Source organism: Paenibacillus sp. FSL M7-0802 (assembly GCF_038004945.1).
Lineage (GTDB): Bacteria > Bacillota > Bacilli > Paenibacillales > Paenibacillaceae > Paenibacillus > Paenibacillus polymyxa_B.
Genome location: NZ_JBBOSD010000001.1, coordinates 3,776,227 through 3,796,955, shown reverse-complemented (window position 1 = coordinate 3,796,955; position 20,729 = coordinate 3,776,227). Strand labels below are relative to the sequence as shown.

Here is a 20,729-nt window from a genome sequence, read left to right as displayed (position 1 = left end):
TTAACACAAGCAAAAATCTCCTATACCAATGAAATGGTCAGGAGATTTTTTGCCGTTATCATACCTTTGAAATTAATCATACGTATCTTTTCTTACTATTAAGATGGCTGCTCCAACGCACTTGGAGCTTCACTAAACAGCTGCGCCTTTGGATTCGGCTGTGTCCAGGTATTATAATATTGCGAGTTCTTGCCGTAGGAATTGTCAATGACAACATGAGGCATATCAAGCAGACAGGCCAGAATGTGACCGTGCAGCCGTGAAGTGCGAACCTCGCGGTAAGAGCTGAACAGCGTAACCGCTTTGTTCATGAGATGGTCTGTGTACTTGTACCAGAATGTACGTGTAGGCAACGGGCCGCCGATTTTCTTATCCAGTCGATAAAACTTCTGGAAATAGACAATTCCCTTCACTTCCAGCGGAGTGAACAAAGTATCCCAGTCCAGCCGGTGAGCGGCATCTGCCTCGTCATCGAACTTCTTTTGTCCACCCACCGTTTCAATATCAGTCCGCAGGAAATACAATACATCCTTCACTGTTTCCGTAGTCGGCTTCAATGGCCAGAGCTGGTGCGCCATATCAGGGCATAGTGTGATACTGCACTGGTTCAGCTTGTCCTTAGCCCACTGATAAGAGCGTGTATCCCGCACAAACATATGTAGATCCGGATGAGCATTGAACAAGGCAGCGACTTCATTAGCCTTCTGTTCAGATTGAAAGTGGATCGTCTGCGGCATAATTACAATTCGGTGGTTAGGGAAATCGCGAACGATGCGTTCTCGCAAATTTTGGTGATTTGAATAGAGATCGCCGAAGTTGCCGCCGCCGTGGCACACGATAATCCAGTCACCCGGAATTTGAAGCCGATCGGGAATATCCATAGCGCTATAACGGGCACGGACACGGATGCCATTATCCTTGAAGAACGCTTCGGTGCCTTTCATGATGAGTACATCCCCACCGTTATTATAGACGGGATAATCGACATAAATGATATTCGAACCTTGGGGGACTACGTCGAGAATGACGCTCAGCTTATTTTTCAGTTTAGCCATGGGATGCAAATTCGGCATCTTTCAGTTCTCCCTTCCTGCGCTTCTTTTGTATAGTCTGAATGACAAATGTAATGTCACTTTTATCAAAAATGATCCGTGATAGCGGAACATTGAAAAACATCGGGAATGAGAACAGTGAGAACGCCAATCGTACACAAGCGCCTACAAGCAAAGCAATCGCAATGCCGTCCAGACCAAAGATCGGTGTACAAATAAAAAATAGACCGACGGTGATCGCATAGGCTACAATTTGCCGGAACAATACCAGTCCCGGACGTCCCAGCGCGTTAAAGGCCGAAGCCAGAATCCATGAGCCGCCACCAATGATACATTCCAGTGACAGCAGGTAGAACGTTAGCGATGCTTCCAGAAAAGCGGGGCCGTACAGCAAACCCAGCATGTATCGTCCAATGAAGAGAGCAGGCACAATGACGATTAGCATCGCAGCCATAGAGATGCGAAAAGCACGACCTACTGTTTCGACAATCTTGCTGTGCTCCATCCCCGTCACCTTAGGAAAAGTAACGTTAGTGACGGCATTTTGCACCACATTGAACACACGAGACAAGGCGTAGACAACAGAGTACAGACCGAACGCTTTGGGTGATAGCAGCGCCACAATAACGATTTTGTCCGTTTGTGTGGACAGCGTCCCCATCAGCTCCATCCCGTAAACCCTCGCTCCATAGCTATAATAAGGACGAAGCACTTGACGGCTGGTAAATGGGCGGAAAGCACGCATATTCATATACTTGCGCAAACGGAGGAACGCCCATACTAGCGCAAGGAAACTCGCGGCAAAATTCACTGCTCCTGCCAGCTGCACATTGAGCAGGCCCATCAGCCACAGTGTCACCAGACCGATGAAATTCAGTAACGGGTAGTAAAACAACAGACCGTTATATACGCTAAATCGATCCAGCCCTTGCGACAATGCTGTCGTCAGCGCTGTAAGCACTGCCAACGGTATGGCTGCCGCACAATAAAGCTGGGACAGCTGGATGATATCCGCACCATAACCATTCAGCCACAGCGGCATGCATATCCAGGCCACCGCTCCCGCCAACAAGCTGGCAGGCAACTGAATCCAGAGTGACAACGTCAGTAGTTCTTCCGTCGTGCCTGTTTTCTTCTTGATGTTATAAATTAACGACGTTGGTAATCCGAAGCTCAACACACTGCCGATCAGCGTAGGCCAGAACAGAACTGCCGCCAGTTCTCCTTTCCCCTCTACTCCGAGCATACGTGCGGTCAGGATGGAAGTCAGGGTCGTGACGATTAGCACAAAAAAATTGTTAAAGCTCGTGCGCATGATCGTTTTGGCGAGACTGTCACCCGTGAATACTTTCCTTGCTGCTGTCCATGTGCTCATGTTACGTCCAACTCCTGTTCCTTATTAAGCCTCTCGTCTCTATGCTCACATTGCGTCTTTTGACGCACCTCCATCAGCCTACCGTTTTTTTGGAATTGCGTTCAGGCAACTGTCCCCCGCCAACAGGCTCCTTCGGACTTGAAAAGATCGCTTTCAACGCTCTTCTATAGCCTTGAATGGCAGTATGATTTTTCTTGGGCTTTTCTCTCAAAATCTGATACAACGTCGTCCAGTATAGTGCTGCATAACCAATCGGCCCAGATCCCTCTTCACGCAGGAGATGAATATGATTCATCACCCGCATATAAGTAACCTGCTCCATATTGTCGCGCGAGGACGGCGATTCGTGATGAAGCAGCGTAAGCGCCGGGTTAATGTATAATGGGCCGCTTTTCATTGCGATGCGTGAAAGTAATAAATCCTCGCCTACGCTATAGCTTTGCAACCAAGATACCGGCTCCAGACTGCGAATCGCTTCACGACGAAATGACATATTACAGCCATGGAAAAACTGGGTTCTAAACGTCTTCTTGGCCTTATGCCAGTTATACATCGAGCCGGACTGACCGCTGAGGGACAGCCTTCCTTTGGACAAAGACTGCTGGAATGACAGCAAGCATCGAATTGTTCCCATGAAGCTGTTACTCATTCCCTGTGCGATACCGCCGACACCAGCGGCCTGCGGGTAAGCCTCATAGGTACGCATCAACTCATTCAAATAGTTGCTCGGCAGCTCAACGTCATCGTCAAGGAACAAAATGATGTCACCCTGCGCAAGTTCAGCTGTCTTTACACGAGATAACCATAATCCCGGCTGCTCCTTGCGATGATATCGGTAGGTAATTCCCGCTCTACCCAACTGACGCTCATAACGTTCCAGCACATGCTTTGGCAGTTCTCCGTCGTCAATAATCCATAGCTCGGTTTCACATGCCTCCGGTGCTCCCCCAATGGCAATTGAATTAATGCATCGGGTCAGATCATCAACCCGATTTCGGGTGCACAGAGCAATGGACAAGCTTAACATCATACTCCCCCTTTATCCTGTCAGTGTGTAAAGAAAACAGTTTACTGAACCGCCGGGCCTAAATATTCGTTATATTTTTGCTTGCGCGGGTTCAGAATGAACAACACCCCCTGCTTGTATCCATCTGCGGCATTAAAATTGCGACGCAGCGTTTCTTTGAGCATCAAGTAGGATAAGGTCCATAAAAGGGCTCCATACTGAATCACTCCAGCCTTTTTCAAGGCAAGAAAATAATAGTGGTTAATTGCTGTAGCCTTGGCTACTTTGCCCGCCTTATCGCGCGAGCTTGGAGATTCATGATGAATGATGGTTAAGTCAGGATTGATAACCAATTTGCCGTAACGGCTCGCCAACTGGCACATGTACAAATCGTCAGCCACGGCATAACTGGTCATCCACGGATACGGCTTCATGTCCCGAAGCGCATCCCTCCGAAATGACATATTGCAGCCATGGAAAAATTCTGTATCGAAAACCTCAGTCGCTTCGCCCCAACGTAGCAAAGAACCTGCCAGACTACTAGGCGAGAGCTTGCCGAGGGATGAAGACATCTGAAATGTCAAAACGCCCAGCAGCTTTCCTGCCCGGCTCGAATGTAATCCCTTTGCAATCCCTCCAACACCCACAATCGTTTCATCCTGATCATAGGTATCGAGCAAGCGCCGGATATAGAGTTTATCGTCCAGTTCTGCATCATCGTCAAAATACAGCACAATATCATACCGCACAAGAGACAAGGCCTCATAGCGGGACAACCAAACGCCGGGACGACTTTTTTTATAATATTTCAAAACGCCTTGAGGCAATCCGGATACCATGTGACGGTACTGCTCGATCTGTTGGTCGGAAATATCGCCGTCATCAACAATCAGCAGTTCTACAGCCGTATGCTCCAATTGCTGCTGTACTGCAATAGATTGTATACAGCGTGTCAGGTCTTCGATCCGGTTGCGGGTACAAATGATGATGGAGACATCGGACATGCCATTACCTCCTGTGTGTGTATCCAGATGCTTTGGAAGAGATATTCTAAGTTTTTCCAATTGCTGGATTATATATGTTTATTGTATCTTTGACAGCGTTTTAGTGTATATACCTCTTTTGTATACTTTTTCAGTCTCCAAAAGGGTAGACAATCCTCTAAAAAGAGCAAAAAAATAGGATTGGCTTCTAGTGCCAATCCTGATTTACCCCTGGAAGTCCAGAAACAACGTCGCATTCACATACCGACGTGCCATGGACAAAAAATAACTATTTTGCACCGCTACCGCTGCCACCAGCAAAGTATTACGCACTGCTTCACACTGGTTAGGGGTCAAATGCTGTAAACGGCTGGTGTATTGATCGGCCGCCTGAACCAGCAGCTCCTCTGTCGCAGCTTCCTGGCGCTGCTGTCCTGTAACGGAATTTCCGTTGTCCTTTGCATAGCCTGCTCCAGCAACATCGAGCAGTTGGTCTCCGTTCGCATCCAGCTCCTCAAACAAAGTTGAATAGGCGGCGTACAAATCGACCGGCTGAATCAGATCGTCCGTATCATCTTCGGGTTGTTGGAACAGGATATGAAATAGCTGACGAATGGATTCAAAATCAAGACATGATTTTAAATCTTCCACAATGAGCAATATAGCTGCCTGGTTGACCGAGTATTTTTTGCCGATCTTCGGAGCGCCGAGAAATTCCTTGAAGTCGCGTTTGACCCAATTTTGCATAGATGCCAGTGAGACATGACTGTATTCGACCAGTTGACCCAGGGAAACGATCTCCTGCAGCGAAAAGGCTGCGCTGTGCTTACCCTTGATGATTTTATCTAGCACAGGTGTCACGTCGGTGTATAAAAATGTCGGCATCGTGCTCCCGGAACGGGCGAGATGGCTATGAGTGCGCCTCCAGGCGTCCTGTAGAACGGCCAAAGGCTGCAATTCGCGGCGACCTTCCATGGCCAGCAGCAAATGGGCCATATCACGACGAGTAAGGGTAAAAGACTCCATCTGCTTTCCTCCCTTTATTACATTTCAAGTTCATTTGAACTCATCATACGCCCTCAAACTAGGCTTGTAAAGTGAAGCAATGAGCCGTGCGGGTTCTATTATGCCTTATTTTCCGTGTAAATTGGAGGTAGGTGACCTGCTATGATTCCATATGAACCTTGTATATTTCCTTTTAAGTTCTTAAAATAAGTTCAAGTGAACTTAAAATGGGGTTCCTTAAAAAATTGAACGAAAAAGGGATGAGTGAAAATTATATGGGTATAGGTGTCAGTCTATTTTTGTTTGCGGTGTTGATTTTATTTAGTGCTTTCTTCGTGGCTACCGAGTTTGCGATTATTAAAATCCGTTCCAGCCGGGTCGATCAGCTGGTCGTGGAGAACCGTAAAAACGCACTGGCGCTACAAAAAGTCGTCAATAATCTGGACGGCTACCTGTCCGCCTGTCAGCTTGGTATTACGATTACAGCGTTGGGACTCGGCTGGCTCGGTGAACCGACCGTAGTCAAATTGCTGGAGCCTCTCTTTCAACAGCTCAACATCAATGGGGATTTTTCACATATCCTGGCCTTTATTATTTCATTCGTCATTGTAACTTACCTGCACGTGGTGATCGGCGAACTGGCTCCCAAAACATTGGCGATCCGCAAAGCGGAAGCTGTCAGTCTGTTAACCTCCCCAGTCATCGTGTGGTTTAATCGGATTATGTATCCGTTTATTTGGCTCCTTAACGGCTCGGCCAATCGTCTGGTTCGTCTGTTTGGTCTTCAACCGGCTAGTGAGCATGAAGAAGCGCACTCTCAGGAAGAAATTCAGATCATTTTGTCCGAAAGCGTGGAAAGTGGTAAGATCAATAACACCGAATATGGCTACGTAAATCGTATCTTTGCTTTTGACGAGACCGTTGCCAAAGAAATTATGGTACCACGTACAGATATGGTATGCTTGTTTACGAATCGCTCGCTACAAGAAAACATGCTGACTATTCACGAAGAGCAGTATACCCGTTTTCCGGTGGCGACAGACAGCAAGGATCAGATCATTGGTATGATTAATACCAAACAGCTATTCCTTGAGTATGATCGCAATCCAGAGCTTGTTTTCGACAGTCTGATTCAACCGATCTTGACCGTTCCGGAAGTTATCCCCGTCAACACACTGCTGAAACGTATGCAGAAGGAGCAGGTTCATATCGCTCTCCTGGTCGATGAATACGGTGGAACCTCCGGCCTCATTACCATTGAGGACATTTTGGAGGAGATTGTTGGCGAAATTCGGGACGAATTTGATAAGGATGAACGGAAGGAAATCGAGAAACTGACGGAGAACAGTTATTTGATGGATGGTAAAGTGATGCTTTCCGATCTGAGTGATCTGACGGGCTTGACATTGGACGATGAAGACGTGGATACTGTCGGAGGGTGGGTGTATAGCCGGGTTCCGGAACCTAGACAGGGCAAGGAATTCATAGAAGAGAATGTGAAATTTATCATTCGTGAAATGGGTAAAAATCGTATTCGTCGGGTGGAGATTATTTTACACCACACATCCCCCGCATCTGAATTGGAAGCAGAATCGGACACTTCTTCCCGGGAGTGAACCGTGTGACCTGAGCGTTTATCTTTGCACTTGACACTTGTGTTCACTCCTACTGAAATGACATATTCCCAGGGCAAACGGCTTAGGTCGTTTGCCCTGCACGCGTGTAAGGAGGAGCTAGTAAAGTGGATATTTTATCTTCTATTATTATGGGAATTATTGAAGGACTGACAGAGTTTTTGCCGGTCTCTTCGACGGGTCACATGATCCTTACGGCTAATCTTCTAGGATTAAACACAGAGAATGATACGGTCAAAACGTTTGAGGTTATCGTACAATTAGGTGCTGTGCTGGCAGTCGTTGTATTATACTGGCGCAGATTCCTGAGCCTGTTTGATTTCAGACGCAAAATCTCGAGTCAGCCACGTCTAAACCTGTTACATATTATTTTAGCCATGATCCCTGCAGGCTTGATTGGCGTACTGTTCCGTGATGTAATCAAGCAATACCTGTTTGGTCCTGAAACGGTTTTATACAGTTTGGTGATCGGGGGCCTGCTCATGATCGCGGCTGAAAAATTTCATCCGCCTATTAGATCACATACGCTGGATGAGATCACGTACAAACAAGCATTTACCATCGGTGTGTTCCAAGTCCTAGCTCTGTGGCCAGGCTTCTCCCGTTCAGGATCAACCATGTCTGGGGGCCTATTCGCACGTGTAAGCCATACGGCAGCCGCGGAATTTACATTCCTCGTATCTGTTCCGGTCATGCTGGGTGCATCGGGTATTGATATGATCAAAAGTATGGATCATCTGTCTATGAGTGATTTCCCAGTGTTCGCGGCCGGCTTTATTACTGCCTTTATCGTCGGGATGCTGGCGATCAAAACATTCCTCGGTCTGCTCAAACGCTTGAGCCTGACTACGTTCGCCATTTACCGCTTCGTGCTGGCGGCTGTGTTCTTTTTCATTATTTTATAAGCCATCGTTTGGTACCAATAAATAGTAAAAGGGATATCCATAGGATCTGAATGATCAGCCTTGGATATCCCTTTTACTATTTTGCTGAAAGGAAAGATAGTCTGGAACTATCCCTATCATGCGTTCTGATTATTGTTTGGATTCCAGCGTAGTCAAATATTCCGAGATTTGAGCTGGCGTTTTAGCGTATTTGCTGTGCAAATGAGCAATTTTTTCGCCATTACGGAACACGAGCAGACTCGGAATGCCGCGCACTTGATTTTCTTCTGCAATCGGCTGGAATTTCTCCGCATCAAGCGCAAAGAAACGCTTATCTGCGTTTTCCTCAATAATGCCGTCCATAAATTTATCCAGTGTCTTGCAATCCGGACACCAGGTTGTATCAAATTTCACGACAGTCAGACCGTCACCATTAATTAAATCCTGATATTGCTGCTGAGATTCGATGCGTTCCATTCGTTGGTCCCTCCTAGAGTGTATTTATAACGTCTCCATATTCACATATGAATTATAAACCGAGGCTTATTCCTATATTGTAATGATTCTTTTATAAATTGCAACTGGGACGGGTACATGTTTGACACTTGTCCTATACTTGCTCGGATTAGCGGTATTGCGCATCATACCGATTGGCTCGGCTGATTTGCTGTAGCGTCTGCCGCTCTTGCCTGGTTAGCGGTGCAATATCCGCAGCAGAAATATTATGCTCCAATTGTCCCAAAGAGCTTGCACCCGGAATAACAGCAGCCACAGTCGGATGAGACAGGCTATAACGGATCGCTGTCTGACCCATACTCCGGTCCGCACCTGCAAATGCCTTTAATTGCTTACGCACGTCCAGCAGCTCTGCTTCATTGTAGTCCAGATATCCCTTGGCTATCTTCCCTTCCCCTTGGTCAGCCAATACACCACTGGCCACTGGCCCACGTGCAATCACGCTAATTCCCCGTTCCTGAAGCAAAGACAGTACCTCTTCCTCTGCACGCCGATCCAGTAAACTATACTGATTCATAACACTAACGATATTCGAGCGTTTGACATATTCACGGATGACATGAGGGCGAATGGAGGAAATACCATAATAACGGATGACGCCCTCCCGCTGTAGTTGCTCAAAAGCCTCTATCGTTTCGTCTATCGGATCGTCAATTGTCCCTCCGTGCAGCTGATACAGGTCGATGTAGTCCGTTCCAAGGCGTCGCAGGCTCTCTTTAACAGCAGACAGGATATATTCCTTGGACGGATCCCATCCCCAGCCCTCCTGCCCCGGTATACGCCGGTTGCCGACCTTGGTCGCCAGGATGACCTCCTGCCGTCGTCCACGGATTGCTGTCCCCACAATTTCTTCATTGCGCCCGTGCTGGTACAAATCGGCCGTATCCAACAGGTTTACGCCCCTGTCTAGCGCTTCATGAATCAAGTAAACACCTTGCTGCTCATCCGTACCGACCGACATACATCCCAAGCCAATCTCACCTACCAGTAAATCTGAAGATCCCAAGCGGTTTTTTTTCATTTATGCTCCCCTCACTTCCAATAACGTATAACTTTAAATTTTTAATATTCCTCTATTGAATCAATTTCATAAATGATTAAACTAACGAAATGTAAACCTCATATAGACAAATTAAACCATTTTGATCTATATGTACTCTTTATTAAAGCTACTCAAGGTATTATGAAATTGATTCTATTATACGAAAAAAAATATACAAAAAAAACAACCCCAAAGGCATAGAGACTCCACGCTCTCCAATCCTTTGAGGTTGTTGTATGAAATTCGTATTCCATTCATGCTATCCGAACAGCCATCGGACGGCCTTAGGAAATTGACGCTGAAAACAATCCACACGATGCACCGCATCCTGATCCAACTCAAGGAGCATATCTTTTGCATCCAGTCCCTGTGTCCGCAGCACCTCGTGTGCCTGGAGGGTCAGCGGAACCATATCTTTTTGTACATTCGTCTTCCCTTCACCTTCACGGGTCCCGACAGATATATAAAAGCGATGTATCCCATCCCTCACAGTTGCACAAGATGCAGATTGCATATAACCAATCATACCCGGATACCAATACGAGCCTGAGACGGAACCGACGCGTCCGAATATGTCCTTATACTTGAAGACGGCATACATGGAAATTAATCCGCCCAATGAGGCGCCGATGATTCCCGTATGCTCCGGTCCGGTTTTTACCGGATATCTCCCCTCGACGTACGGCATTACTTTTGTAACCACAAACGCCAGATAGGCATCTCCGTCACCGCTAAAAGCAGGTCTTCCTTCTACTAAAGCAGCTGCCTTCCAAGGCGTATAATCATTCAGCCGATTTACGGGCTGAATACCTACCAGCACGACACGGGGCAACTCTCCCGTAGAAAAACCTCTTTCCAGCTCATCCAACCCGCTTAGAAATAAAGAGCTGCCATCCTGCACATACAGCACAGGATACAGCTCATTATGACTCACGGAGACGGGAGGTGTATAGACGTGCACAAGATACCCATCTAATGGAATTTCATCTACATGACCTTTCATCCTACACAGTCCTCCATGATGTGAATGTATTCATTACAGTGCAGCATCCATTTCCTTGATCATTTCAGACACAGATTCCAGACCATTACCTGACAGGTACCAGTAGTTAGGATCAAGGTATACAATATGACCGTTTTTAAATGCATTGGTTTTCTTCACCAGTTCATTCTCAATGGTTTGTTTACCTGTAACCTGTTCCTTGCCTTCTTCGACCACCACAGCCCCACGGTCAACGACAAAAATATAATCCGGATTTTTTTGCTGTACATATTCAAAAGAAACCTTTTGTCCATGCGTGGATACTTTAATGCCCGGATCTACAGGGGTTACGCCAAAAGCATCATGAATGATACCGAAACGGGATTGTGAGCCATATGCGCTCAGGCTTCCTTCATTCGTCAGCACGATCAGTCCTTTAGCTTTGCTCGCTACAGCCTTGTCATGTACGGCCTTGATGGAGCTATCAATCGCAGCCAGTTCCTGCTTGGCAACATCCTCTTTGTCGAAGATTTGACCCAATGTTTCAACGTTTTTCTTAAAGGAATTGATATAATCCTTGGTGTCTACAGCCATCGAAATGGTCGGTGCAATTTTGCTCAACTCTTTATATGCATCAGCTTGTCTGCCGCCGATGATGATGAGTTCAGGAGACAGATCACTGATTTTCTCGTAATCCGGTTCAAACAGCGTGCCCGCACTTGCATATTTGGAATCTTTATATTTGCTCAAATACGTAGGAAGATCCTGCTGCGCTACTGCCGCAACGTCAACACCCAGCTTATCCAGCGTATCCAATGAACCGAAATCAAAGACAACGACATTTTTTGGATTAACTTTGACTTGGACCGGGTTTTCATCCAGTGCGTGTTTGACCGAGATAGTTTTGGATTCCGTTGTTGCAGCAGAGGAGTCGTTTCCAGTCGCTTCCGGTGTTGCCGGAGCTGCTTTGCCACAGGCTGACACGATCAGTACCAATGCAAGCATCAGCGTTAAAAACATCATATTTTTCTTCATTTAACATTCCCCCTAAGTGAAATAAACGCAAATTTTATGGTCACCAATCTGTTGAATCGGAATATCCATATCGTACAAATCCTTTAATACCTGACTATCAATCATCTCGTCAGCCGTTCCTTGTTTTAGCAACCTGCCATCCTTCATCCCTACAATATAGTCTGAATAGCAGGAGGCGAAATTAATGTCATGCAACACGACCAGAATCGTTTTGCCCAGATCATCCACCAAACCGCGCAGCGTCTTCATAATCTGAACCGAATGCTTCATATCCAGATTGTTCAGCGGCTCATCCAGCAGGATGTATTCTGTGTCCTGAGCCAGAATCATGGCAATAAAAGCCCGCTGTCGCTGTCCCCCACTAAGCAAATCAATATGCTTATCCTTCATATCCTCCAGTCCCATGTAGGCCATAGACTGCTCCACCATTTTGCGATCCTCGCTGTTCAATCTGCCCTTGGAATACGGAAAACGGCCGAAGCTAACCAGCTCCTTCACGGTTAAGCGAATATTGACATCGTTGGTCTGTTTTAAAATAGATATCTTTCGGGCTAGCTCCTCACTTTTCGTCAGACTCACGGCCTGCCCGTCAATGAGGATTTCTCCCTCATCACTGTCAGTCAGGCGACTGATCATCGACAACAAGGTGCTTTTTCCAGCGCCGTTAGGTCCAATAAAGGAGGTAATCGTACCTTTAGGTACAGTGACGGATACCTGATCCACCACATTTTTATTCCCATAGCGTTTGAATACGTTTTTGACTTCTACCATGATTTATTCTCCCGTAGCAAAAGGTACAGGAAGTACACCCCCCCGATAAAGTTAATAATGACGCTGACCGTTGTTGATAAGTCGAATACTCTTTCTGCCAGCAGTTGGCATCCTGCCAACGCAATAACACTGACACAGATAGAGGCCGGAATAATATAACGATGCTGATAGGTTTTCATCACCTGATAAGCCACATTGGCCACAATTAATCCTAGAAACGTAATCGGTCCGACCAGTGCCGTGGATATGGAGATAAGAATCGCTACGATAATTAGCAGCCTTTTGATAATAAAACTATAAGGGAGCCCTAAATTAATCGCATGCTCTCGTCCGAGCGACAGCACGTCCAGATACTTGATGAACCTCCACGCATAAGCGAATACGAGAACAAGAATGAATACAGAAAGCCACAATAGCTCGGTATTTACATTACTGAAGCTAGCAAAGCTCTTGTCCTGGATTTTCGCAAATTCGTTCGGATCAATCAGTACCTCCATAAAGGTAGATAAACTGTTGAATAGTGTGCCGAACACCAGACCAATCAGCAAGAGTACATAAATCCCGCGTCCATCTTTGCGGAAAATTAATTTGTATAGCAGTCCTGCGAACAGCACCATCAGCCCCACCGACAGCAAAAAATTCAATTCTTTGCTGGTCGAAATGAAAGGTACGGAACCAAATGCAAAAATAATCGTCGTCTGAATCAGCATATAGAGTGAATCCAGTCCGATAATACCCGGAGTCAAAATTTTATTATTCGTAACCGTCTGGAAAATAACTGTTGCAAAAGCAATGGAGCCACCTGTCAGAATGAAGGCTGCGATCTTTTTTAATCGTCGTGGCAGCGCGTAATGCCAGGTATGCGGAAGATCTATAAACACGAAAGCAGCAATCAACACAAGCGCGGCAGCGGCTAATATTCCGATTTTTAATTTAGGATTCATAAGCCCTTCTCCTCAGCAGCAAATACAAAAACAACGCGCTCCCGATCACACCAACCGTAAGCCCTACAGAAATTTCATACGGATAAATGATCACCCGTCCCAAAATATCGCAAAACAGCACAAAGACGGCGCCCAAGATCGCTGTATGGGCCAGGCTTTTTTTCAGATTATCCCCCATATACATGCTGACCAGATTGGGTACAACCAGCCCCAAAAAGGGAATCGTTCCGACCGTTAAGATGACAACAGAAGAAACCAAAGCCACGATCACCAAACCGACATTGACGGTGCGCTTGTAATGTACACCCAAGTTGGCCGCAAAATCCTCACCCATGCCTGCAATTGTAAAACGATTCGCATATATGTACGCCAACGCAACCAAAGGAATACTAAGATATAGCATCTCGTAGCGACCACTCATGATTAGAGAAAAGTCTCCCTGCATCCACGAAGAAATGCCCTGGATCAGATTGTATTTGTAAGCAAAAAAGGTCGTTACCGAATTTAAAATGCCTCCAAACATCAAACCGACAAGCGGGATAAATACCGGGTCCTTGAAACGGATTTTATCCAGTATTTTCATGAAAATCAGTGTTCCCCCTAGAGCAAATCCGAAAGCCGTCAGCATCTTTGTCCAAAATCCTGCTGCTCCAAACACCATAATAGCCATCAGCACACCCAATCGTGCCGCATCCATCGTCCCTGCAGTGGTGGGAGATACAAATCGGTTCCGGGTAAGCTGCTGCATAATGAGCCCACAGATACTCATACTCGCCCCTGCGATAATGATACTGATCAATCGTGGGAATCTGCTAATCAGGAGTACCTGCGCCTGATCGTTGGTTAAGTGGAACACATCAAGTGGAGTTACATCATGAACACCGATAAAAACCGAGGCGAAGGCCAGTACCAGAAAAGCCAGTATTAAATAACGCAATTTCATGTTCTAACCAAGGGAGCCTGTTCTCCAACAACCTGTACCAAGCTTCGGCCCTCTCCTCCCCTCCAATAATGATAATGATTATCAAAATCAACTAGCATAAATTATATCAGTCATACCGTATCTGTCAATGTGATGAGGTTTTAAAACAGGACAAAAAAGCTGCAGAGAACTTTCTCGACACCCCACCTGGACAACCCAAGGAGCAAATAAGAGTAAAATCCGGTAAACTGGAAATAGAGAGTTTGGGAGCCCTTTTTTATGTTTATGGTGAGCAGTTCTGGAAACCGAGTTCATTAACTTTGGTTAGTAAAAAAATAGGAGGAGAATGATGAATCACATATTAATCATCGAGGACGATATCGCCTTGAGTAACGGTATTGTTCTTGCCCTTAAAGAACCTAACAACGTATTTACGCAAATGTATGACATAGCTACTGCAAAAGAACAATTGAACGTTACCGCCTTTGACCTAGTGATTCTTGATGTAAATTTGCCGGATGGAAGTGGACTCGATCTGTTAACCCATATACGAAAAAGAACAACTTTACCAGTCATCGTTCTGACTGCGAATGATATGGAAACAGATGTCGTCACTGGTTTTGAGCTGGGTGCTGACGATTATATAACCAAGCCTTTCAGTCTTATGGTACTGAGAGCAAGAGTTGGCGTTCAGCTAAAGAAATCCAGATACTCGCTTGCAGACTCCATTCAGCTAGACAATTTTTCTTTTTCATTCGAGAGAATGGAATTTATTAAGAATGGTACACCTATTGAACTAAGTAAAACGGAGCAAAAATTGTTGCGCATCCTAATCAACAATCGAGGAAATACTGTTTCGCGTGATCATTTGATAGATAGCATCTGGACTGATGGAGCTGAGTATGTAGGTGAAAATGCCTTGTCAGTTACGATAAAAAGGCTACGTGACAAGCTCGAGGATCATCCTTCTTCCCCACAATATATTAAAACGGTTTACGGGCTGGGCTACACATGGGCGTTGAAATGACAACACTCCTCTATATATGTATTGGAATTGCCGTTGTTGCTGTATGCACCGCTGTGGGTGCTATTATGCTTTATCGCAGGAGTATCCATAAAACAATGAAAACCATTGAGAACATGCTGGATGCCGCGATAAATGGCAGCTTCTCAGAGGATGTCTTTGATGAATCCGTTCTCTCTGCAATAGAAGCTAAATTCGCGAAGTTTCTTTCCATTTGTTCCGTGTCCTCCAAAAATCTGCTTGCCGAAAAGAATAAAATAAATGAGCTGATTTCCGATATTTCACACCAAACGAAAACACCATTGGCTAACATCCTGCTTTATTCCCAACTACTTAGCGAATACGAACTATCGCAGGATACCTCCACTTGTGTGAAAGCTCTATCTGCACAGGCCGAAAAGCTTAACTTTCTTATCCAGGCATTGTTGAAAACATCGCGGCTTGAAACGGGGATTATCACGGTATCGCCAAGACGAGAATCTGTTCAAAAGCTCCTTGATGCTGCACTGGAGCAAATGATGCCAAAAGCAGACGCCAAAGGGATTTCAGTTGTTATGGAGGACACAGTTACCCATGCTTATTTTGACCTAAAGTGGACGAGTGAAGCTGTCTATAACATTATGGATAACGCCATAAAATATACAGAGACAGGCGGAAGCATGAATATAAAAGTAATGGCATACGATTTGTTTTGCCGAATTGATATTACCGACAACGGCATAGGGATTGCAGAAGATGAACAAGGGAATATCTTTACCCGCTTCTATCGCTCCCCTACTGTAAACACGCAGGAAGGTGTCGGTATTGGACTGTTTTTAGCTAGAGAAATCATCGCTGCGGAGGGTGGTTACATCAAGGTACGGTCACGCTACGGCAGTGGCTCCACCTTTTCTATTTTCCTTTCTATGGATACTTAATTCTTTCAATACCGTTAGATTTCAGAAAGATTGTAGAAAGATTAGTGTGTTAATGTCTGTACTGTAGATGACTACGATCCAGACATTTTTTTGTGGAGGAGAACGTATATGGCTCTATTAAAAACTCAGGCACTAAAAAAGCATTATGGTAATGGGGATACTGCTGTTCATGCCTTAGACGGCGTGAATCTGGAGGTGGAAAGCGGTGAATTTGTCGCCATTGTCGGTACGTCCGGGAGCGGCAAATCTACTCTTCTTCATATGCTGGGTGGACTTGATCGTCCGACAAGCGGAAGCGTTACGATTGACGGCAAAGATATTTTTTCATTGAAAGACGAAGAATTGACCATTTTTCGCAGACGAAAGATTGGCTTCGTGTTTCAAAATTACAACCTGGTGCCTGTCTTGAATGTCTACGAAAATATTGTACTGCCCATTGAATTGGACGGTAAAGAACCGGACGAAACTTACATAGATAAAATTGTACATACCTTGGGCCTTGACCACAAAATGAATAATCTGCCAAACAATCTTTCCGGTGGACAACAGCAACGTGTAGCCATTGCCAGAGCACTGGCAGCCAAGCCCGCAATTGTCTTAGCAGATGAACCCACCGGAAACCTGGACAGTAAAACCAGTCTGGATGTGATGGGGTTGATCAAAGTATCCAGCCAGCAGTTCCGCCAAACGATAGTGATGATTACCCACAACGAGGAAATTGCGCAAATGGCAGACCGGATCATCCGAATTGAAGACGGTAAAATAGTTGGCGGTGAAGGTAAATGATCAAGGTAAAGAACAAAAAAGTAATCCGCAATCTGGCTGATAAGAGTTTCAAAGTGAACAAAACCCGTAACATTATTGCCATTGTTGCCATTGCACTAACCTCATTGCTATTTACAACACTGTTCACTATGGGGATTGGCGCTGTGGAAAACTTACAACGGGCGACCATGCGACAGGTCGGTGGAGATGGACATGCCGTACTTAAGTATATAACGGATGACGAATTTAATCATGTCAAGAATCATCCATTGATCAAGGAAATAGCTTATAACCGTATATTAAGCGATCGAGTTATGAACGATAAATTTCTAAAACGCCATACGGAGTTCTGGTATTACGACGATGTAGGGATGAAGCTTGGTTTTATTGAGCTTAAAGAGGGGCGTAAGCCTGCGGTGGAAAATGAAGTAATCGCAGACTCCAAGACGTTGCAGCTATTGGGTGTTCCACTGGAGGTTGGAGCACCTTTGAGACTAAAGCTTGACATACGAGGTAAAGAAGTACAGCGTAATTTTATCCTATCCGGCTGGTGGAAAAGCGATCCTGTGGTTAACGTAGGACAAATATTCGCTTCTAAAGCCTATGTCGATGCTCATGCTCAGGAATTACAAAGCAACTATAAAAAGGATCACTTCTATACAGGAACCATTAGTGCATATATGATGTTCGACAATAGCCTTGATTTGCGGGGAAAGCTCAGTAAAGTGATTACCGAAAGCGGGTATTCGCTTGACGAAGATGCACCGAACTATATCGCGAATAATGTAAATTGGTCATACATCTCGACCAATTTCAGTATGGATACAGAGACAATCATAGCGTTAACTTCTGCCTTGTTACTGATCATGTTTACCGGTTATTTGATCATCTATAACATTTTTCAAATATCGGTAATGCGAGATATTCGTTTTTATGGTCTTTTAAAGACGATCGGCACAAGCGGCAAGCAGATCCGCCGGATTATTCGCAGACAAGCGCTGATTCTATCAGTGTTAGGAACCCCGGTAGGATTAATAGCAGGTTTTTTTATCGGTAAATCGCTCGTGCCTTTTATCATAAATATGAGTGTGTTTAACGGTACCGAGATATCGGTATCCCCTAACCCATGGATTTTTGTCGGATCTGCTCTGTTCGCTCTCATTACTGTAATGATTAGCACTTTCAAACCCGGCAGAGTTGCGTCATCCGTATCGCCGGTAGAAGCAGTCAGATATACAGGTGGAGTAAATAAGAGCAATGGTAAGCTGAAAAAATCAACCGGAGGTGCAAAAATCCACCTCATGGCTCGTTCCAATTTGGGACGCAATAAAAAACGCACCGTTTTAGTGGTTATGAGTCTTTCTTTAAGTTTGGTTCTTCTGAATACAGTATTCACACTATCTCAGAGCTTTGATATGGATAAATTTTTATCCAAATTTAATGATACCGATTTTCTCATTGCTCATGCTGAATATTTCCAGGTTCCCAGTAGTTTCAGCGGCCATGAAAATGAGACCACTGAAAGTTTTATTAAGGCTGTACAGGCACAACCGGGCTATGAAGAAGGCGGCCGATTGTACGGTGATCTAACAGCTCTCACTGCTGAGAATACAAAAGGAATCATAGATGATACCCAAAACACTGACGCTCGCGGCAACTTCCTTGTAGAAGTGTATGGACTGGAAGATTTACCACTACATCGGCTGCAATTGATTGATGGTGAGCTTGATCTTAAGAAACTGGCTTCTGGTAAGTATATCCTGGAGGGAGTCGAACTGAACGACAACGACAAGCCTTACATGGAAAGCATTCATCATAAAGTGGGAGAAAACGTTACTCTGCATAGTTATGTGGGAACAGCAGATGCTCCACTGGATAGAGAGTATATAACGCATAATTTTACAGTGCTTGGCCATGTGGGTATCAAATCTACCAATTCGAATCGCCTTTATACTGGCTATAACTTCTACCTCCCTGCGGATATATACAAGTCACTTGTAAAACAGCCCGTTGTAATGAGTTATGCCTTTAATGTATCCTCATCTCAGGAAGCGTCCATGCAGAACTTTTTGAAGCGCTACACTGAAACCATCGAACCGATGATGAACTACGAATCCAAAATCACATCAAGGGACGCTTTATCAGGTATGCAAACTACTATTATAATGATCGGCGGCCTGCTTAGCTTGATTATTGGCCTAATTGGTATTTTAAATTTTATAAATGCGATTTTAACCAGCATACTGACCCGACGCAATGAATTTGCTATGCTGCAGAGCATAGGCATGACTAAAAAACAACTGCGGGGAATGCTGATTTATGAAGGGTTATATTATGTTTGGGCTACTAGCCTAACCTCTACTCTATTGGCAGTACTATTTTCTATTTTGATTGTGAAACCTTTTTGCAACTTGCTATGGCTTTTGAGCTATCACTTTATAATCTGGCCACTTCTAGCCTTATTGCCTTTACTGTTATTGCTTGGGATACTTATTCCAGTAGCGGTCTATTCTATGAACGACAAACAAAGTATTGTGGAGCGGCTTCGAGAATCAGAGTAGATTTACCGAGAAAGTCCATAATACCAGTGTGAATAATAAAAAGATGACTCCTGATCAATTCGAGGCCACCGAAAAACCAGCCTTTCGTGAAAAAAACAAGAACACGAATCAAAAAGACGACGGTTTATTCTGAATTCACAGAATGAACCGTCGTCTTTTCTCTTGCTCTCCGCCTCATGTGGCCCTTGCTTACTCCATCAGTTTCAATATTCGTTTTAAATTGACAGTGAATATCGCCATAGCCCCCTGGATTTCCATACCTATCAGACCCGAGGAGGACGCTACATCGTACCCGTGTCTGTGCTTCAGTTCACTATTCTTCGCCTCAATTTTGTATCGTTCTTTGGCCTTGGCTTTAAAGCTTTCGCTTTCTTGAAACGTAACTTCTTCAAATGCTCATGGCTTTTTATACTTTTTTGCCTTCACGCGCTCTGCGGATCGCCAGATGTCCAGCTTTGCATACGTACATTCCCGCATCTTTGTTAAACTCGAACTCGTCTTGTCGTGACAATAGGTTTCGTTCAGTTCCTCATAAATAAAGCTAAAGTCCACCAATTCGTCCATTCTTCCGTAACAGATGGTCTTTGGGAATCAACAGATTGTATAGTTCAATATATGGACTTAGGACCATGCTTTGCTGTTTCGGAAGCACCGGAACCACCCGCCTTTATTTGGATATTTTAATTATACCGAAAAAGCGAGACAGTAACCTCTGTTATGGAGGAACTGTCTCGCTTTAGAGTTTAGGACTTTTTCAGTGGCCTCGGGATATCCGGGGTTGTCTTTTTTTCATCCTTAATCTTTTTCTGAATGAGCAGCTCCACTTGCTTCTTCCAGAGAATGAATGAGAAGTCTATGATCGATCGGTGACGACATGACAAGCAGGCTCGTGTAGGTTCCATACTTATCGCACTGGTTGCTAAACTCTTCGAGGGTGCGCGTCGAGCTGGTCACTACTTTTAATAAATAACTGTGTTCTCCGCTTATACGATGGCACTCGGCAACATGTGGAGATGTATGAACAAAATCAAGAAATGCATGGCAATCTCTAGTCCGAAACAATATATAGGCTGCCGTATCCTTTCCTATTTTTTCAGGAGAGATGATAGTGCGATACCCCTTGATAACCCCTTTTTCTTCCATTCTTTTAACTCGTTCTGTTACAGCAGGTTGGGATAAACCCACGCATTTCCCTAGCTCTGTCATTGAAATTCTCGCCTGACTTTGAAGATAAAAGAGGATTTGTTTGTCTACATGATCCACTTTGAATTCCCTCCTTTAAATTTAACGTTTTTATGAGAAATTCATTTA

At 44.9% G+C, this 20,729-nt stretch carries 19 protein-coding genes and 1 pseudogene; 6 read left to right on the top strand and 14 right to left on the bottom strand.

Annotated features, from left to right (window positions below; all coding sequences use genetic code 11):
- Positions 1–98: 98 nt before the first annotated feature.
- The 5 genes from MHB54_RS17415 to MHB54_RS17395 all read right to left on the bottom strand — a co-directional run bounded on the left by MHB54_RS17415 (position 99) and on the right by MHB54_RS17395 (position 5,442).
- A complete protein-coding gene (locus MHB54_RS17415) occupies positions 99–1,073 on the bottom strand; it encodes a polysaccharide pyruvyl transferase family protein (protein ID WP_023990345.1) in 975 nt (324 codons plus the stop codon).
- Positions 1,048–2,427 (bottom strand): lipopolysaccharide biosynthesis protein, encoded by a 1,380-nt coding sequence (locus tag MHB54_RS17410; protein ID WP_069080663.1) that lies wholly within the window; start codon positions 2,425–2,427, stop codon positions 1,048–1,050. The genes MHB54_RS17415 and MHB54_RS17410 overlap by 26 nt, the downstream gene beginning before the upstream one ends.
- 73 nt (positions 2,428–2,500) lie before the next feature.
- A complete protein-coding gene (locus MHB54_RS17405) occupies positions 2,501–3,454 on the bottom strand; it encodes a glycosyltransferase family 2 protein (RefSeq protein WP_319640943.1) in 954 nt (317 codons plus the stop codon).
- A 41-nt stretch (positions 3,455–3,495) separates the two neighbouring features.
- Positions 3,496–4,437: a glycosyltransferase family 2 protein gene (locus MHB54_RS17400; RefSeq protein ID WP_264454523.1), complete on the bottom strand. Its 942-nt coding sequence runs from the start codon at positions 4,435–4,437 to the stop codon at positions 3,496–3,498.
- Positions 4,438–4,641: 204 nt separating this feature from the next.
- Positions 4,642–5,442 carry a DUF1836 domain-containing protein gene (locus MHB54_RS17395; protein WP_068938264.1) on the bottom strand — a complete coding sequence of 267 codons (801 nt, stop codon included), beginning with the start codon at positions 5,440–5,442 and terminating at the stop codon, positions 4,642–4,644.
- A 224-nt stretch (positions 5,443–5,666) separates the two neighbouring features.
- Between MHB54_RS17395 and MHB54_RS17390 the strand changes: the two genes are divergently transcribed.
- Positions 5,667–7,037, top strand: a complete 1,371-nt coding sequence (locus MHB54_RS17390) for a hemolysin family protein (protein WP_028541809.1) — start codon at positions 5,667–5,669, stop codon at positions 7,035–7,037.
- Between the two features lie 125 nt (positions 7,038–7,162).
- Complete coding sequence (gene bacA, locus MHB54_RS17385) at positions 7,163–7,960, top strand: undecaprenyl-diphosphate phosphatase (protein ID WP_028541808.1); 798 nt, start codon at positions 7,163–7,165, stop codon at positions 7,958–7,960.
- A gap of 129 nt (positions 7,961–8,089) precedes the next feature.
- Here the strand turns inward: bacA and MHB54_RS17380 are convergent, their stop codons facing one another.
- From MHB54_RS17380 to MHB54_RS17350, 7 genes are all read right to left on the bottom strand, one after another.
- Entirely contained in the window at positions 8,090–8,416 is a 327-nt protein-coding gene (locus MHB54_RS17380; RefSeq protein WP_013312008.1) for a thioredoxin family protein, read from the bottom strand.
- A gap of 148 nt (positions 8,417–8,564) precedes the next feature.
- On the bottom strand, positions 8,565–9,476 hold the full coding sequence (locus tag MHB54_RS17375; RefSeq protein ID WP_071558229.1) for an aldo/keto reductase: 912 nt from the start codon (positions 9,474–9,476) through the stop codon (positions 8,565–8,567).
- Positions 9,477–9,756: 280 nt separating this feature from the next.
- Positions 9,757–10,500, bottom strand: a complete 744-nt coding sequence (locus MHB54_RS17370; RefSeq protein ID WP_264454522.1) for an alpha/beta hydrolase — start codon at positions 10,498–10,500, stop codon at positions 9,757–9,759.
- A 33-nt stretch (positions 10,501–10,533) separates the two neighbouring features.
- Positions 10,534–11,514: a siderophore ABC transporter substrate-binding protein gene (locus tag MHB54_RS17365; protein ID WP_068938267.1), complete on the bottom strand. Its 981-nt coding sequence runs from the start codon at positions 11,512–11,514 to the stop codon at positions 10,534–10,536.
- Positions 11,515–11,526: 12 nt separating this feature from the next.
- Positions 11,527–12,285, bottom strand: coding sequence for an iron ABC transporter ATP-binding protein (locus MHB54_RS17360; RefSeq protein ID WP_023990355.1), 759 nt, complete (start codon positions 12,283–12,285; stop codon positions 11,527–11,529).
- Complete coding sequence (locus MHB54_RS17355; RefSeq protein ID WP_028541803.1) at positions 12,279–13,229, bottom strand: iron chelate uptake ABC transporter family permease subunit; 951 nt, start codon at positions 13,227–13,229, stop codon at positions 12,279–12,281. The genes MHB54_RS17360 and MHB54_RS17355 overlap by 7 nt, the downstream gene beginning before the upstream one ends.
- Complete coding sequence (locus tag MHB54_RS17350; protein WP_023990357.1) at positions 13,219–14,172, bottom strand: ABC transporter permease; 954 nt, start codon at positions 14,170–14,172, stop codon at positions 13,219–13,221. The genes MHB54_RS17355 and MHB54_RS17350 overlap by 11 nt, the downstream gene beginning before the upstream one ends.
- Positions 14,173–14,500: 328 nt before the next feature.
- Between MHB54_RS17350 and MHB54_RS17345 the strand changes: the two genes are divergently transcribed.
- The 4 genes from MHB54_RS17345 (at position 14,501) to MHB54_RS17330 (ending at position 19,418) form a co-directional block, all read left to right on the top strand.
- Positions 14,501–15,178, top strand: a complete 678-nt coding sequence (locus MHB54_RS17345) for a response regulator transcription factor (protein ID WP_160789156.1) — start codon at positions 14,501–14,503, stop codon at positions 15,176–15,178.
- Entirely contained in the window at positions 15,175–16,092 is a 918-nt protein-coding gene (locus MHB54_RS17340; RefSeq protein ID WP_264454802.1) for a sensor histidine kinase, read from the top strand. Before MHB54_RS17345 ends, MHB54_RS17340 begins: the two co-directional genes overlap by 4 nt.
- A 108-nt stretch (positions 16,093–16,200) precedes the next feature.
- Positions 16,201–16,878 carry an ABC transporter ATP-binding protein gene (locus MHB54_RS17335; RefSeq protein ID WP_068938268.1) on the top strand — a complete coding sequence of 226 codons (678 nt, stop codon included), beginning with the start codon at positions 16,201–16,203 and terminating at the stop codon, positions 16,876–16,878.
- Positions 16,875–19,418 (top strand): ABC transporter permease, encoded by a 2,544-nt coding sequence (locus MHB54_RS17330; RefSeq protein ID WP_264454521.1) that lies wholly within the window; start codon positions 16,875–16,877, stop codon positions 19,416–19,418. The genes MHB54_RS17335 and MHB54_RS17330 overlap by 4 nt, the downstream gene beginning before the upstream one ends.
- A gap of 189 nt (positions 19,419–19,607) precedes the next feature.
- Here MHB54_RS17330 and MHB54_RS17325 read toward each other — a convergent pair.
- Both MHB54_RS17325 and MHB54_RS17320 read right to left on the bottom strand, forming a co-directional pair.
- Positions 19,608–19,923, bottom strand: a pseudogene (locus tag MHB54_RS17325) (transposase); the annotation flags it as partial.
- 290 nt (positions 19,924–20,213) lie between these two features.
- On the bottom strand, positions 20,214–20,681 hold the full coding sequence (locus MHB54_RS17320; protein WP_264454520.1) for an Lrp/AsnC family transcriptional regulator: 468 nt from the start codon (positions 20,679–20,681) through the stop codon (positions 20,214–20,216).
- Positions 20,682–20,729 lie beyond the last annotated feature (48 nt).

Excerpts from the sequence above, each read along its gene's own strand:
- MHB54_RS17400 (WP_264454523.1), bottom strand. The coding sequence starts at position 4,437 with ATGTCCGATGTCTCCATCATCATTTGTACCCGCAACCGGATCGAAGAC.
- MHB54_RS17350 (WP_023990357.1), bottom strand. The coding sequence starts at position 14,172 with ATGAAATTGCGTTATTTAATACTGGCTTTTCTGGTACTGGCCTTCGCC.
- MHB54_RS17405 (WP_319640943.1), bottom strand. The coding sequence starts at position 3,454 with ATGTTAAGCTTGTCCATTGCTCTGTGCACCCGAAATCGGGTTGATGAT.
- MHB54_RS17330 (WP_264454521.1), top strand. The coding sequence starts at position 16,875 with ATGATCAAGGTAAAGAACAAAAAAGTAATCCGCAATCTGGCTGATAAG.
- MHB54_RS17370 (WP_264454522.1), bottom strand. The coding sequence starts at position 10,500 with ATGAAAGGTCATGTAGATGAAATTCCATTAGATGGGTATCTTGTGCAC.
- MHB54_RS17345 (WP_160789156.1), top strand. The coding sequence starts at position 14,501 with ATGAATCACATATTAATCATCGAGGACGATATCGCCTTGAGTAACGGT.
- MHB54_RS17340 (WP_264454802.1), top strand. The coding sequence starts at position 15,175 with ATGACAACACTCCTCTATATATGTATTGGAATTGCCGTTGTTGCTGTA.
- MHB54_RS17355 (WP_028541803.1), bottom strand. The coding sequence starts at position 13,229 with ATGAATCCTAAATTAAAAATCGGAATATTAGCCGCTGCCGCGCTTGTG.
- MHB54_RS17380 (WP_013312008.1), bottom strand. The coding sequence starts at position 8,416 with ATGGAACGCATCGAATCTCAGCAGCAATATCAGGATTTAATTAATGGT.
- MHB54_RS17375 (WP_071558229.1), bottom strand. The coding sequence starts at position 9,476 with ATGAAAAAAAACCGCTTGGGATCTTCAGATTTACTGGTAGGTGAGATT.
- MHB54_RS17335 (WP_068938268.1), top strand. The coding sequence starts at position 16,201 with ATGGCTCTATTAAAAACTCAGGCACTAAAAAAGCATTATGGTAATGGG.
- MHB54_RS17410 (WP_069080663.1), bottom strand. The coding sequence starts at position 2,427 with ATGAGCACATGGACAGCAGCAAGGAAAGTATTCACGGGTGACAGTCTC.
- MHB54_RS17360 (WP_023990355.1), bottom strand. The coding sequence starts at position 12,285 with ATGGTAGAAGTCAAAAACGTATTCAAACGCTATGGGAATAAAAATGTG.
- MHB54_RS17395 (WP_068938264.1), bottom strand. The coding sequence starts at position 5,442 with ATGGAGTCTTTTACCCTTACTCGTCGTGATATGGCCCATTTGCTGCTG.
- MHB54_RS17415 (WP_023990345.1), bottom strand. The coding sequence starts at position 1,073 with ATGCCGAATTTGCATCCCATGGCTAAACTGAAAAATAAGCTGAGCGTC.
- MHB54_RS17365 (WP_068938267.1), bottom strand. The coding sequence starts at position 11,514 with ATGAAGAAAAATATGATGTTTTTAACGCTGATGCTTGCATTGGTACTG.